This window comes from Coleofasciculus sp. C1-SOL-03 (genome assembly GCF_040220555.1).
Taxonomy (GTDB): domain Bacteria; phylum Cyanobacteriota; class Cyanobacteriia; order Cyanobacteriales; family Coleofasciculaceae; genus Coleofasciculus.
In genome coordinates this window covers 1-14,065 of sequence record NZ_JAVJUO010000130.1, presented here as the reverse complement: position 1 = coordinate 14,065, position 14,065 = coordinate 1, and the positions used below count along the sequence as shown (strand labels likewise).

General features: G+C 44.0%; 12 protein-coding genes. 5 read left to right on the top strand and 7 right to left on the bottom strand.

Going from position 1 to position 14,065, the window contains the following annotated elements; all coding sequences use genetic code 11:
- Window positions 1-49 precede the first annotated feature (49 nt).
- The 3 genes from RIE73_RS20165 to RIE73_RS20155 are packed head-to-tail and all read right to left on the bottom strand — an operon-like array spanning window position 50 to window position 1,062.
- The gene (locus RIE73_RS20165) at window positions 50-439 is read right to left on the bottom strand and encodes a type II toxin-antitoxin system VapC family toxin (RefSeq protein ID WP_446402878.1); all 390 of its coding nucleotides are present in this window, start codon (window positions 437-439) and stop codon (window positions 50-52) included.
- Window positions 426-689: an AbrB/MazE/SpoVT family DNA-binding domain-containing protein gene (locus RIE73_RS20160; RefSeq protein ID WP_446402877.1), complete on the bottom strand. Its 264-nt coding sequence runs from the start codon at window positions 687-689 to the stop codon at window positions 426-428. Before RIE73_RS20160 ends, RIE73_RS20165 begins: the two co-directional genes overlap by 14 nt.
- Window positions 690-741: 52 nt before the next feature.
- Entirely contained in the window at window positions 742-1,062 is a 321-nt protein-coding gene (locus RIE73_RS20155; protein ID WP_446402876.1) for a DUF433 domain-containing protein, read from the bottom strand.
- Between the two features lie 235 nt (window positions 1,063-1,297).
- On the opposite strand from RIE73_RS20155, the gene RIE73_RS20150 reads away from it, so the two are divergent.
- Together RIE73_RS20150 and RIE73_RS20145 are read left to right on the top strand one after the other, a co-directional pair.
- Window positions 1,298-4,282: a CHAT domain-containing protein gene (locus RIE73_RS20150; protein ID WP_446402875.1), complete on the top strand. Its 2,985-nt coding sequence runs from the start codon at window positions 1,298-1,300 to the stop codon at window positions 4,280-4,282.
- A gap of 85 nt (window positions 4,283-4,367) precedes the next feature.
- Complete coding sequence (locus RIE73_RS20145; protein WP_446402874.1) at window positions 4,368-4,916, top strand: Uma2 family endonuclease; 549 nt, start codon at window positions 4,368-4,370, stop codon at window positions 4,914-4,916.
- A 46-nt stretch (window positions 4,917-4,962) separates the two neighbouring features.
- On the opposite strand, the gene RIE73_RS20140 is transcribed toward RIE73_RS20145, so the two are convergent.
- The 3 genes from RIE73_RS20140 to RIE73_RS20130 all read right to left on the bottom strand — a co-directional run bounded on the left by RIE73_RS20140 (window position 4,963) and on the right by RIE73_RS20130 (window position 9,722).
- Window positions 4,963-5,733: a DUF928 domain-containing protein gene (locus tag RIE73_RS20140; protein WP_446402873.1), complete on the bottom strand. Its 771-nt coding sequence runs from the start codon at window positions 5,731-5,733 to the stop codon at window positions 4,963-4,965.
- 30 nt (window positions 5,734-5,763) lie between these two features.
- Entirely contained in the window at window positions 5,764-8,217 is a 2,454-nt protein-coding gene (locus RIE73_RS20135; protein WP_446402872.1) for a CHASE2 domain-containing protein, read from the bottom strand.
- 167 nt (window positions 8,218-8,384) lie between these two features.
- Complete coding sequence (locus RIE73_RS20130; RefSeq protein ID WP_446402871.1) at window positions 8,385-9,722, bottom strand: AAA-like domain-containing protein; 1,338 nt, start codon at window positions 9,720-9,722, stop codon at window positions 8,385-8,387.
- A gap of 682 nt (window positions 9,723-10,404) precedes the next feature.
- On the opposite strand from RIE73_RS20130, the gene RIE73_RS20125 reads away from it, so the two are divergent.
- Both RIE73_RS20125 and RIE73_RS20120 read left to right on the top strand, forming a co-directional pair.
- Complete coding sequence (locus RIE73_RS20125) at window positions 10,405-11,337, top strand: PEP-CTERM sorting domain-containing protein (RefSeq protein ID WP_446402870.1); 933 nt, start codon at window positions 10,405-10,407, stop codon at window positions 11,335-11,337.
- 163 nt (window positions 11,338-11,500) lie between these two features.
- Complete coding sequence (locus tag RIE73_RS20120; RefSeq protein WP_446402869.1) at window positions 11,501-11,698, top strand: hypothetical protein; 198 nt, start codon at window positions 11,501-11,503, stop codon at window positions 11,696-11,698.
- A gap of 418 nt (window positions 11,699-12,116) precedes the next feature.
- Here RIE73_RS20120 and RIE73_RS20115 read toward each other — a convergent pair whose 3' ends face one another.
- A complete protein-coding gene (locus tag RIE73_RS20115) occupies window positions 12,117-12,368 on the bottom strand; it encodes an AbrB/MazE/SpoVT family DNA-binding domain-containing protein (RefSeq protein WP_446402868.1) in 252 nt (83 codons plus the stop codon).
- A gap of 369 nt (window positions 12,369-12,737) precedes the next feature.
- Between RIE73_RS20115 and RIE73_RS20110 the strand changes: the two genes are divergently transcribed.
- Window positions 12,738-14,065 (top strand): DUF4114 domain-containing protein (locus tag RIE73_RS20110; protein ID WP_446402867.1); only part of this gene is annotated, 1,328 nt, incomplete at its 3' end.

Here is a 14,065-nt window from a genome sequence, read left to right as displayed (position 1 = left end):
CACACCCTACACGTAGAGGCTTTGTGTAAGTCCTAAATAGATTAGAGTTTCACAGCTTATTCATCCGACAGTTGCTTAACCCTTGAGCTTTTTTACAAAACTTATCATCAAAGGTATAAAATCCTGAACAATCTTGACTCTGTGCTAGATGAAAAGCATCAGCAAAATCTAAACCATTCTCATGCCAATTAATTACTTGAGCCATTAACCGAGCATTAGTAATATAAACATTCGACAAACCAAAAAGATATCTCAATCCTTGGCAAATATTAGCGGGTTTAAACTTATAAGCAAAACGTAAAACCCATTCTGTTTCCAGTATCACGGTATCTGGAATAAAAACTGCTGGTTCTCTAAAAAGTTCGACACTCTTGTTGAATTGTAACTCATCATCTTGAGTCAATAGCCGAACCACAACATTCGTATCAACCGCGATCATGCCATAATTCCTCTATACCTTGGCGAATTGCCTCATCTATTTCCTCAAGACTTTTAGGCGTTCCATTATACTTTAAACAGCCTGCGACTTCATCTAATGTCGTTTCTGGAAAAGGTTTCCTCGGTTTCAAAAGAATCCCATCTCCCATTTCAATCGCGATTAATTCAAGTCCGGCTTCCCAGTGATGAGCCTCTCGCAGAGACTTAGGAAGTATAACTTGACCTTGAGACGATATTTTTATTGTTTCCATAAATTGCTCAAGCCTTAACAATTGGGAATCTGTATAAATTATAACAGTCGCATCAGCGATCGCGAATCGCTCTCAACTTTTCCTGGAGAGGGGAAGGAGGACTATTGCGCTTCATTTGTTCAACATAAGCTTCACTTTCGGCTGTATGACGGTCCATTTCTTCCCGATGATCGTAATAATACGCAATGGCAGCATCAACGGATTCCAAGGGTAAATCATACTCCTGAGCAATATTTTCTAGGGATTCTCCCATCTCTAGATAGAGTTTGGCAATAGTCGCTACTGGCATTCTTGTACCAGCAATGCGAGGTTTACCGAAGCAATAGTTAGGATCGATGGCGATATGTTCTGTGCTTATGGGTTGAAGCCGCATATTTTTGTCTTGGGCAAGAAGAATACTTTTGTAATTTTATCATATTATGTGTACAGTAGAGAGCGGGGTTCTGCGATCGCAATTCCACTTTTGTTGGCGGTAAGTTATTTTTTTCCGCCGCTATTGGGGGGAAAGCGTGACGATGAACTGGCGCTAAAGCGCAACTACAAGCGCAACTACGAGCGCAATTACAAGCGCAATTACGAATAAGGGTGAATGATTGTTATTATAAATTATGACTAAATTGATGGTTTTATGGCGTCATCTGAAATTATTCTTTAAGTATGGGGTTATCGCTGTCTGTTTTACTCTATTGATTGGTTTGGGTCAAACTTATCTGATTCGTCAATCGGCACTGAGTACCGAACCTCCCCGAATTCTTAGCCAAACTCCTATTGTTGATGTCAATGGTTTAGTTCAACAAGGTCAAGGGTATTATCAAAATGGACAATTTACAGAGGCGGTAAGTCTCTGGGAAGAAGCGGTATCTCAATTGGCTGATGCAGGGAATCAACTTCAACAAGCGCGAGTTTTAAGTTATCTGGCTTTGGCTTTTCAAGAATTGGGAAAATGGCAAGAGGCGAAAGACGCGATCGCACTCAGTTTTAACCAACTCCAATCTCTTCCTGATTCGCCGGATAAATCTTTAATTTTGGCTCAAGTTCTTAATAATCAAGGACATTTACAACTCGCTCTGGGTAATGCAGCTGATGCTCTACAAACCTGGGAAAAGGTACATCGCCTCTACACCCGCTTGGGGGATGAAACCGGAAGTATTGGTAGCTTGATTAATCAAGCCCAAGCGTTGCAAAATATAGGACAGTTACGGGAGGCATTTAAAACGCTAACTCTGGCAACTATGCGTCTACAACGCCAACCGGATTCTTTGCTTAAATTTACGGCTTGGTCTCGTTTGGGAGAATTGGTGCGGGTTGTGGGTAATTCTAATCTGTCTGATCCTAATTGGTTGTCTTTAAAAGAATCTTTCCCGTTCAATACGTTAACTAATTTAGAACAATCTAAATACTTATTAGATGAAAGTTTGACTCTGGCGCAAAGCTTGGATAATACAGACGCGATGGCTGAAGCGTATTTCCAGTTGGGAAACTGGGCGAAGGATACTTATCATCACCAGCGCAGTCTCTACGAACGAACTCGCCCCTCTCTCCAGAATATTCAACCTGTTCTGGATGCTGTGACTCAAGCTGGTGATTATTATCAACAGGCAATAACTCTATCTAATTCGTCCCTAATTCCGCTCCAATCTCAGCTAAATTACCTGAGTGTTTTACTTAATACCCAACACTGGTTACTTAAGCAGCGGCACTGGTCAAATGCTCAAATATGGTGGCAGGACAAACTTGTACCGCAACTGCCGATTTTAACCCAAATTCAAGCCAAGATCACCACATTACCCACTAATCACACCGCTATTGATTGCCAAATTCAGTTTGCTCAACTTCTGGTTACGTTAAACCAAATTCAGCAAACGGTTAGCCAAAACCAGGTACAGGTTCCCAAAATTTATCGTCACAGCATTTGGACAAGATTGGATAGTTTATTAACGGCAACCTTTGACAAAAATCAACAGATTATTCAACAATCTCACGAGTTAGAGGATCGGCGTAGTGAGGCTTATGCGACGGGGATTAGTGGTAAACTCTATGAATCGACTCAGAACCTAGAAAATGCCCAGGAGTTAACAAATCAAGCGATTCAAATTAGCCAATCGATTCAGGCGTGGGATATTGCTTATCAATGGCAATGGCAACTGGGACGCTTACGGAAAGCCCAGGAAAATATTGAGGGAGGATTGGGCGCGATCGCCGCTTATCAAGCCGCCGTTAATACTGTCAATACGATTCGCCCAGATTTAGCGACTCTTAATCCTGATGTTCGCTTTTCTTTTCGCGATGAAGTTGAGCCGATTTATCGGGAATTGATTGATTTGCTGTTGCGAGATGAAACGCCATCACCGCAAAATTTAATCCAAGCCAGAGAGGTTTTAGCCCAACTGCAATTAGCGGAATTAGAGAACTACTTACAAGAAGCCTGTGCGTCATCAGATCCGGCTTTAATTGACACAATTGTCGATGAACACGCCCCGAATACGGCGGTTATTTATACGATTCTTTTAGAGGATCGATTAGAGGTTATGCTTAAACTACCTCACTGTAGAGACGTTGCATGCAACGTCTCTACACCATCGCAATCGAAAATTAATCCCAGTCATTCTCAATCTGGAACCCAGCCAACCTTACAACACCATCGCGTCAAGCTTTCCCCTCGTCAGGTGGAAGAAAGAGTTGATCAACTCCGCACTCAACTCACTAATCCTCAACGGACTTCTCGCTATACTAAAGCGATTCAAAATACCTCTCAACCGATCTATAATTGGTTAGTTGCTCCCTTTGAATCTCAGCTTAAAGCGAATGGGATAAATACCTTAGTTTTTGTCCTCGATGGTGCCTTACAAACCGTTCCCATGGCGGTGCTTTGGGATGGGAATCAGTACCTAATTGAAAAATATGCGATCGCGCTGAATCGAGAACCTCAATTACTGTCCCCTGTACCCCTCTCCCAGTACCCCTTACAGACGCTGGCTTTTGGACTATCTCAGGTGCGATCGCAATTTCGGGCCCATCAAGGCTTTACTCCCCTCACCAATGTTGAAATAGAATTGTCACAAATTCCCTCAGATGTCAAGTTGATGAATGATGCATTTACCAGTCAAGCCTTGCAATCTAAAATTAACGCCCGTCCCTTTTCTATTGTTCACTTCGCCACCCACGGACAATTTAGTTCTAATCCCAATGAAACCTTTATTTTGGCATGGGATAAACGGATTCAGGTGAATGAATTAAGTCACTATCTCAAAAGTCGCGAGGAAAATTTACCTGATCCGATTGAACTGTTAGTGTTGAGTGCTTGTCAAACTGCCAATGGGGATAGTCGGGCGACATTAGGGCTGGCGGGAATAACGGTTCGGGCTGGGGCGCGGAGTACGATTGGAACGTTATGGGATGTGAATGATCAATCAACGACTGATTTTATTCGGTTACTCTATGAACAGTTGACTAATTCCACGGAACCGATGAGCAAAGCGGAAGCGATACAGATGGTTCAGAATGAATTTTTAAACAATGCGAATTATCGGCATCCCTATTATTGGGCGCCCTTTGTATTAATCGGAAATTGGCTCTCGTTATTTCCTGGATAAATTCATCCTGGTGTGGGATATAATTTGATAAATTAAAACTGTAGGGACGCGATACAATACTCATTACCTCCCAACTCTTTTTACTATGAAAACTCTAGTCAAATGGACAGTAACCGACTACCATAGTCTGATTGAGACAGGCATTCTTGGCAACCGTCAGGTGGAACTTTTGCAAGGAGAATTAGTGGAAATGCCTCCAGAAGGACCCATTCATAGTTATATAACTGAAGGAAGCGTTCACTATCTACGTTCGTTGTTACAAGGATTAGCCGTAGTTCGAGAAGCACATCCGATTACTCTATCCGATTCTGAACCCCAACCGGATATAGCCATTGTGCAACCGCCTCGACAACGATATCGCCAGCGCCATCCTTATCCTCAGGATATTTTTTGGCTGATTGAAATTTCTCAGTCTACCTTAGAGTATGATCTCAATGATAAGAAAAAAACTTATGCTTTGGCAGGTATTCCAGAGTATTGGGTGGTTAATGTCAGGGCGCATCACATTCATATATTTCGACATCCTCAGTCAGACGATTATTTAGAGTCATTGGTAATCAGTCAAGGTACGATTGTATCCCAGGCATTTTCTACAATTGAGGTGTCAATTGATCGATTTTGGGCAGATATATAGGGCATCTTGTTCCAGACGTACCATGGCGCATCTGGAACAAAAGGAATTATTGATGATCAATTTCGATTGTTTCCAAGGTACAGCAGGGAAGAATCGGCATTTCGGTAAGTTGTTCCCAACCGATAGATTCTAGTAAGTTCGCCCAGGCTGTTTGGGTGTGTTGGGGTTTTTTGCGGTGGAGGTTGGCTAGTTCGGTGAGGGTGTCAAACCATAAACCGTTTTGAGCATAAATGACAATTTTGTCTTGGGGCGTATCACCGTTCAAGGGTGTCTCAATCTCTACCCGTTTAATCCAGCCATCAACCAAGAAGTTAGGCGGGGATGCTGGAGTATCGCAATAGAGTTTTAGTGACCAATGATACCATTGACCGGGTTCCAGTGGGGGTTCATTGGTGGGGATGGCTAGGTTTATAATTCCGGGAGTTTGGGGGAGATTGAATTGAAAGTTTGCTTGATAATCGGCTTCATTTTCGAGGCTAAATTGGGCGACTTGAGCCGATGTTGCTGTGTCTGGAAGATAAAACCACAATGTTGGATGTTTACTCTGGGTTAATCCCCAAACATGAGTTTCTGATAAGCTGATCCCAGAATTTTCTGGCGCTGGTTTTTCAATGGCGGGGATAAGGGCGACTAATTCATTATCAGTTTGCGAGGGCTGTGCGTCACAGGGTCCACGGGTTCCTGAATCCGATTGTTGTCCCGGTGTGTCTTTATCCGGTGGGGGTGGCGGTTGCTTGAAGATGAGGGCGTCGAGGGGGGATTTCTGGGCGATGATCAGAAGGGGTATGATGGCAAGGTTGAATAGTTTGTTGGTCATTTGTTGTTTGTCCTTTTTATTTGTTTTTTGTTATACTTGTGTCGTCACGATTTGAGGCTGGTAAAAGGCTAAGGTTCCCTTACTACAAACAATTAAGGCGATCGCGGATGGGATTAGGGGTATCCAATAGCCGTGAATTAATAGGATTAAACTTAGTCCTGATAATAGAATTAATGCTGTGCCTGTGGCGAGGATTTGGTAGGGGCGTTTGGGGATTAACTGAATCAATAGTCCGCCCATTAAGGAGCATCCCCCAATCCACAATACCTCACTCCAGAAATTCCCCGGTTGAATTAAGGGACGTTGATCGAGTACCGCGCTGAGTATCTGACTCACGCCATGCGCCTGAATCTCTAAGCCGCGCATTTCTCCATAAGGGGTAGAGAAACTATCTTTGATGCTGGTGGCGGTAACGCCTATTAATATTACCCGATTCTTGACCCATTGGGGATTAATTTTATCTTGGAGAACTTCGGTTAGTGTCACGGATTGGGCGATGGGGTGAACCGCACGGTAATTGAGGAGGATTTGTTGACCTCTAAAATCATAGCGTTGATATCCGCCAGCACGGGGTTTTAAATCGGCAAAAATGATGTCTCCAAGCTGTAAGTTGCCGTTTTTGGTGGTAAATGTCGGTAAAATCCCCTCGGCGGCTAAATAGCGAAAGGCGAGTTGAACGTTAAGGGCGTAGGGGGTGGGACAGGGTGAGGTTGAAGGAACTTTTTGATAGAATAGCTGGCGGCGTAGTGGACCGGTTTCGGTGTTTTTGCTGTCCACTAATACATTGCTAAAGCCGAGATTTCGCCAGGGAAGATGGGGGAAGGATGCAGTTCCTTTATCGCTTTCACTGCTAACTTTACAGATATGAATGACTCGATTGGTTTGGTGTAGATAGGTGGGTAAGTCGAGGGAAGCGTCTCGCTGTGTGTCGCGATAATGAATGGGGTTATCTCGATAGATATCTAAGCCGATTACTCGCGGTTGCATTGATTCCAGTTTCTGTAATAATTTGACTAGCACGTCATCGGATAAAGGATGGCGGTAGTTGTTGATGTCGGCTTCGGTTATTTTAACGAGCAATAGGCGCGAGTCTAGGGTTTCAGTTGGGCGCAACCGAATTAATCCATCCAAGGCTTGTAATTCTAACCCTTGCAATAATCCGAGCGATCGCACTCCAATCACCGCAATGCTGACAACCCCACTGAGGATCGGAATTGTCCAAGCTGGGGTCTTGACAGAATGGTCGTTTTGTGCTGGAAGTTGAGCGTTGACCCATTGGCGATTAAAGATGGATTTGTAGATGGGGTTATGAACTCTCAGTTTACCCTGACGCTGAATCACTAATCCTGAGAGTAGCAATTCCTGTTGGGTGTGACTCTCATCGGCGGGGATTTCCCTTTGGTGTAAGATTTGTTGATAGAGGCGGAGTAATGGGATGACGCCATGGTGACTGAGGAGAATGCGATCGCGGATGGTTCTGAGATGTTCGGGATGATCGGTGAATTCCCAGTTTAGCAGAATCTGCGATCGCACGATTTGTTTGACGAATTCCTGTTCATTGGTGTCGGGGCGAATTTTACTCATAAGCCTTCTTGATAAACCCCCTAATCTAGGGAAATTCGCCGGATTTATCCTTAGAGGTTTACGGCTAAAATTATCGCGAAAATCGATAACTTGACTCAACCTCCCCTTATCGATAATTTTGTCTAACTGAGAGTCACAGGACAGTTGTACCAAATGACACAATTTTTGGGTAAGAAAGGGTTGACCCCCTGTCCAATATAATATCGCTTCTAGCACTTTTCGGGGATGCTTCACCCTTCCGGCAAATCCTTGGCTTAAAATTAGCGCTTCATCGAGTTTAAATCCCCGTAATTCTATCGCTTTGCCAATATTAAACGGCGTTTTGGTTTTATCTTGGATTAAATCCGATGGGCTGGCGACTCCTAACAATGCAAAGGTTAAACGCTGATAGCGTTGCTTCGTATCTCGTCCATTATAGTAGGATCGAATTAAGGCAAAGAAATCATCGGTGGGGAAGGATAAATTTAGGGTAATGTCGATTTCATCAATAAAAATGACTAAATTTTGAGGGATAATATCGAGGACAACCGCTTCAATAAATTCTCCCAACCGCTGTACAGGTGATAAGGAGTCATGTTCATCCCACCACAGTTTCCATTTGACGCGGTTCGCCAGTCGTAATTCACTGACTAAACGATAAGCAATTCCTTTATACCATTGTTGTTCGTTCGCCTGACGCCCAATCCGAGTTAAATCAACTACCGCACAGACAATTCCTTCGGCTTCGAGGCGTTTTTGGGTGTGTACTCGTAAGCTGGATTTACCCATTTGTCGGGAATTGAGGATATAGCAGAATTCGCCAGCTTTTAATCCTTCATAGAGTTCTTTATCTGCTGAACGCATGACATAGCTTGTCGCATTTGGGGGTAAGCTTCCGCCTACATGATAGTCATTCGTCATTTGTCATTCGTCATTTGTCATTCGTCATTCGTCATTTGTCATTCTCGTTCCCAGATATACCGTAGGGTGGGCATTGCCCACCAGACTTAAGTCAATGACATTCCTCTTAAGGGAATGCTATTGGGGAGGCTACGCCTCCCGTCAAAGGCTAAAGCCATTACTACGAACTACGAAACCTCCCCAAAATTCGCCAAGCGAGAACCAAAATAGTCACGATAAAGCTCACATCGCATCATTACCTGATTTCCAGTTAAATTCACCAGTCCAAGACTTTCAAGCTGATAAGCAAGTTTGGAGGGTAATTTCACGCTATGGTTGGCTTCAATCACCTTTTTCAGCGCCGGAATCAAGGCTGGATTGTCCTGCAATTCGCGCCAAATCTTTCGTAAATAACTCCCATAAATCCCTGATTCCGTCGCCGCTTCATTCAATAGCTGAGTTAAGGTCATTGTCCCCAATGGTTGTAGTTCAACCAACGCTTTTTTAATTAAACCCGGATGTCCTCCCACGCGATTCATTAATAAAGTCACATCCTGCTGACTTAATACCTGTTTATGCTGTTGAGCTAACTCAGTCACCTGTTCGGCTGTAAATTCGGGTAGGGAAATCGTTCTTCCCACATTAAACGGTGAGTGATTGATATCTAGCGGAATATAAGCTTCGGTCGAATGAGACACAATTAATCGCAGTTTTTGCCAATTATCAATAATTTTACTATCTTCATGCCATGCCCGCAGCATTCCAAAGAAATCTTGTGCAATCGGCAAATGGGTAAAAAGTCGATCAACCGTGTCTAAACCCAAAACGAGGGGGCGATCAATTTGTTCTAATAAATAGTCCTGAAAATAAGCCGAACAGTTATCATTACTACTAAGATCCACATCCCAATAGTCCTGGAGTTGCAGCGGTTTTTGTAGTTGACGACTGACACTGATACACAACCAACGCAAAAATTGATCCAGATCTTGCACTACCGATTCTTCCGGTTGGCAAAAATTTAAATAGACTTTGTGATAGCCTTGTTGTTGAACGGCATTCAAAATCCTTGCCATTAACTCCGTCTTCCCCATTTGTCGGGATGCTTTAATCCGAATCAACGCACCGGGTTTAAAAAGAGTTTGATAGGACAGCGATTCAAGCGGGGGACGTTCGACATAAGGATGATTGGCGATTGGAGCGGGTGAACTTACCGCCATTTTTTGTATTCCCATAGTACCATTCCCTTGACAGAGAACATACCCCTTTTTCAACCAATCTCTGACAATCTTAAATTTTCCCTTTTTATCGGTATTAAGCTGAGGACAACTGGTGACTAAATGAGTATACACTCCCTTTCCCAGCCGCCGTTGCAGCGTCACTTCACTAATATTCAAATCCTGTGCGACTTGGATATCAGAACGGGGTAAATTTCGCTCAGTAAACCGAACCAAGAAAGCTTGTCGCTCATCTTCTTCAAACAAATCATGAGCATCAGCGACTCGTGTTAGAAATGCATCCCACAACATATAGCCATTTCCCTGTAATCACCTGTAGGGGCGAGTGTAGCCTATAACTAGAGGATACCACCGATATAGCACTACGCACTCTAGTTAGGACAAATGACAAAAAATTAAAATCGCTTGACCCTGAGCGAAGTCGAAGGGTCAATCCCTGGTAAGATAAGCTTTTTTCTTCACTATTGCCTATTGCCTAGCGCGTAGCGCTATAACTTTTCCACAAAACCCATCCTGACTCAAAACGGTGATACCTTTTGATACCTTTTGATCCTTTTTGATACCTTCTGTCAATTTCCGTGTCATGGGTTAGCGGGAAAATTGATAGGTTGCGGGGGGTTAGGGCGAGTAAATCTGTTCTTTAATAAGAGTAGTCTAAAAATCCACGAATTGGAGCGAAGCAAGTCTAATCACGCCGGATTCTCTATTTTCCAAGGACAAATGAAAAATGACGAACCTGAGTTTGTATCGGTTTACAAAGAAAACGCCAACTCCTGTACACTAGGCAGTATTCTAGTCGTAGGGTGCGTTAGCGAAGCGTAACGCACCAGGTTAGCTAACCCGATTTTGGTTTCGTTCCAAGGGATTAACCAACGTGCGTTGATAGGCTAAAGCTCTGACTACAGCCCCGCCATGAAAACCAACAGAATTTAGGGCTAAAGCCCTGACTACATACCAGTTTAAGGAGAAAATCATGTCTAATCGTAACATACCCTTAATTGGCGCAAAACTAATTAGTTTAACCGCTGCATTTGGCTTAATTTTCACCACAGGAGAAGCCGCCCAATCTGCCACATTACGAGCCTTAAATGAAGGCTCTGTTCTCAGTATCTTTGAAGAATGTCTCAACGATGGCGGCGCACTTGATCCCGGCAAAAAACCCAGACCAAAACCGAGTGATGACGCCCCCTGGGATCATAGTCAAGATTCCCCCAATGATGGCGTTGATGGCAATATCGTTGGCGGCAAAGATAATCGCTATGAACTCTACGGGATGTCTGTCAAGGAAACAGTTGATAGCATTTTAGTTGTCCTCAATGGCAATATGCCCTTAACCGGTGTGGAGGGAACTGACGCGGATGACGGGAATACGGGTTGGGGTGATTTATTCATCAACTTGACTGATCAAGACTTTACCACCGCCAGTGACGCGGGTGATTTATTTGCCGTTCGTTTCTCTCCCAACAGTGATTCCGGCGCACCCGAAGTGGGTCTATACGCCAATGTTACCGCCAAAAGTGTTACAGGAATTAACAATGGTTTTGGCAGCATAGAAGCCTATAATAATGCTGTGGTTACCCGAGACTGTATTCCCGGTTTATGTGAACCCAGTTTCGGGGATTTACCCGCCACAACAACTTATTTTGATCAAGGTCAAAGTCTCAACTCTATTGGATCAGGAGAGTTTATTGCCGATATTATATATCTGAGCGATTCTGATTTAATAACGGCAGGTTACGACTTAAATCAGTTTGATGGCAACCACAATATTGCGTTTAAATTTGAAAAATCCGGTATTTGTGAACGGGATTACTGTGAATCTGTACCTGAACCGGGTACAGTGTTTGGGTTAGTCACTGTAGGTTTGATTTTTGCCAGTCAACTTCGCAAGCGTCGTCGGATTTAAACAAATTGTAGAGACGTTGCATGCAACGTCTCTACAACTTTTCGGTTGCACCCAGATTAAACTAAACCCGCCCCAGCGCCGATTTATTTCCGTGAAAATTTAGAGTCTTGAGCCAGGTTAACTACCCGTCGTTTATGACAGTTTCCAAGGAGGGATAAAGACGATGATTTTAATTCGACAAATTGTCCAACAAGCGCTCACCAATGGTTATCTTAGCGTTGAAGCAGAAGACCAACTCCGGCAATTACTCCAAACCACAAAATATGGTTTAGAAGACATCAACGCTTTTATGAAATTACAACAAGCCGTAATTGCGGGAATGGTGAGGCAAAAGTCGCGAGAATTGAGCGCTGAAACATAGAATGCAGGGTAGGGCGCAGGTTGGGAATAGGGCGCACGTCGGTGCGCCCCTACGCACAATCTGTTAATATAGTTGGAAAAATTCATCGATAGATTTCCAGCAAAAAAATTCCTGTTCGTAGGGGCACGACACTGTTGTGCCCTTATACCAGTTTGCCAGAGATAATGATAGACATGATGGGAATACAATCAATCATACAAGCTAAGGCAATAGCTCAAAATAAACGCAGAAGCGATCGCCTAAAACACACCTCCATTTTGAGTCCGGGCGGGTTTTGTTGAAACCTTATCACAAGCATCAAAATTAAGCGGCTCGCGCCCGCCCCTACAAATACCTGGACTCCCACGCGATCGCCCTCTCTCTCCCGGTTAACGCTAATTTCTTCTCAAAAGAGCGATCGCAACCCCATCCAGGTCATCTAATCACGCCATGACTCCCGTTCCCCACGAATATAGGCAACAGCATCCACCCCCTGCCAGAGATTTTGATGCTTGGCAAACAGGCGCGATGTGTAACTGGGAACGGGCATCATCACCACAGCACCATCCACGACTTTGATTTCTAAGGCATCCCCCGGCTTCAGCTTTAATGCTTCTCGAACCGTCACCGGAATCTCAATTTCATAGTTGCTACTCACTTGAGCCACAGTCATCGCGTCAACCTGAATCATTTGATTTCAATCATATAGCAATTTTTATCGTTTATCCGGAACCAACAAACTAATGTTTTCTCGTTGTGTGATCGCTTACGCCGAGAATAAACGGTCGATATCCTTATTTTATCCAAATTATCTAAAAATCAATTATCCCCACCCCCGTTATAATTCAGTCCGCGCAGGCGGACTTGGTTTGTGTAGCAGCGATTTCAATCGCCTCCTCAAAAGGGGGTAACTGTCTGGTTGTGATACCTCCTGATAGCTTTTGATACCTTTTGATAGCAATAACCCGATTGAAGTTGATACCTAACGGGGGGTTCTGCACCCAGAAACCCCTTTTTAATGGATATAGTTCTCGATCATAATTTTAAGGAAACGAATGCTATGAACCGTTTAGAAGTATCGACAAGCAAACCAACAGCCACTGTCCCCTCTCCAGCATCGGACAATAAGGCGCGGCACAATCCTGTTTTTCGATGGCTGACGAGTTTTTGGCAGGGTTTATTCGGGTCAAAATCACCACCCCATCCCCAATCCCTGGATGATAAGTCCCCGGTATTGCTACAAGCCTTTATCCTCGAACCTATGTACACTCCTAGTGGTTTGGTGGATGGCATTGATGAGACACCCGACTTAGCGACAATGGACATTGATACCCCTGAACTCCCAGAATTGGGTGAGGAGTGGGATATCTCAGATGGGGAAAGTCAAACCTCTAGCAATATGGATGGGGATGTCGATTTAACCCCAGAAGATACGGCTGATAGCAGTGCCGAAACAACGCCAGAGACGCCACTTTTAACCGATCAACTCGAAGACATTCCCTTTATCAATCCTACCTTTGAGTCTGGCACATTCACCGTCGGCGAAACTGGGGAGGTGAGTATTGATTTCCTCTTTGATGGGGGTAGCTATCAGGGAGAATTAGCCATCTTTAGTTTAGATGGCATGAATGAATTTGAACCCGGTTCAGAGGAATTTATCCAGGAAGCCGCCTCTCGTGCATTGAGTGATTCAGAATTAGGTCATATTGCTATTGCAGATCAAACAGAAGGCGCACGGTTTTCCGGTGAACTTGGAGAAGCAGATAACAATGCTGGCGACTATTTGGGTGTAAAAACAGTCCAAATGCGTCCAGGAGATGAATTTGGCGTGATGCTAGTACCTAATGGTACAGTACAGCAGGTATTTGATAACCCGGATGCGGAGGGTACAATCCGTCCTCTATTTTCCATGGCAACCGCGAATCCAGAAGATGCGTTTCATACCGGACAAATCGCCGATGTCACGGGCGATGGTAGCACATTTGTCATGGAAGATTTGCGCGTAGATGCTGATTGGAATGACCAGGATTATAACGATGTTGTTTTCCAGGTGCGGGGGGCGACAGGTAAAGCCGCGTTGATGGATGATGTGGTTGACCCCAATCACGATTGGCGTGGTACGGATATGGGTGAAGCGTTGATTGAATATGCCAGACCTTATATTACTCCAGATACGCCTGATGAGGGTGAAATCGTTACCGAACCCACGACTGATGAATCAACGGATGTTGTTATCGATGAACCCGTTAACACCAGTGAAATTATCACTGACCCGACAACTGATTCTGAACCTATTGAGTATGAGTTTCCCCAGGAAAATCAGCCGTTAGTGGGCATTATTGATACAGGTTTCAGTGACAATAATCCTGATATTGACTATAGCCGAAT

Coding starts and splice junctions, on each gene's coding strand:
- RIE73_RS20130 (WP_446402871.1), bottom strand. CDS start 9,722: ATGTTGTGGGATGCATTTCTAACACGAGTCGCTGATGCTCATGATTTG.
- RIE73_RS20135 (WP_446402872.1), bottom strand. CDS start 8,217: ATGACGAATGACTATCATGTAGGCGGAAGCTTACCCCCAAATGCGACA.
- RIE73_RS20145 (WP_446402874.1), top strand. CDS start 4,368: ATGAAAACTCTAGTCAAATGGACAGTAACCGACTACCATAGTCTGATT.
- RIE73_RS20115 (WP_446402868.1), bottom strand. CDS start 12,368: ATGATTCAGGTTGACGCGATGACTGTGGCTCAAGTGAGTAGCAACTAT.
- RIE73_RS20165 (WP_446402878.1), bottom strand. CDS start 439: ATGATCGCGGTTGATACGAATGTTGTGGTTCGGCTATTGACTCAAGAT.
- RIE73_RS20160 (WP_446402877.1), bottom strand. CDS start 689: ATGGAAACAATAAAAATATCGTCTCAAGGTCAAGTTATACTTCCTAAG.
- RIE73_RS20150 (WP_446402875.1), top strand. CDS start 1,298: ATGACTAAATTGATGGTTTTATGGCGTCATCTGAAATTATTCTTTAAG.
- RIE73_RS20120 (WP_446402869.1), top strand. CDS start 11,501: ATGATTTTAATTCGACAAATTGTCCAACAAGCGCTCACCAATGGTTAT.
- RIE73_RS20125 (WP_446402870.1), top strand. CDS start 10,405: ATGTCTAATCGTAACATACCCTTAATTGGCGCAAAACTAATTAGTTTA.
- RIE73_RS20155 (WP_446402876.1), bottom strand. CDS start 1,062: ATGCGGCTTCAACCCATAAGCACAGAACATATCGCCATCGATCCTAAC.
- RIE73_RS20140 (WP_446402873.1), bottom strand. CDS start 5,733: ATGACCAACAAACTATTCAACCTTGCCATCATACCCCTTCTGATCATC.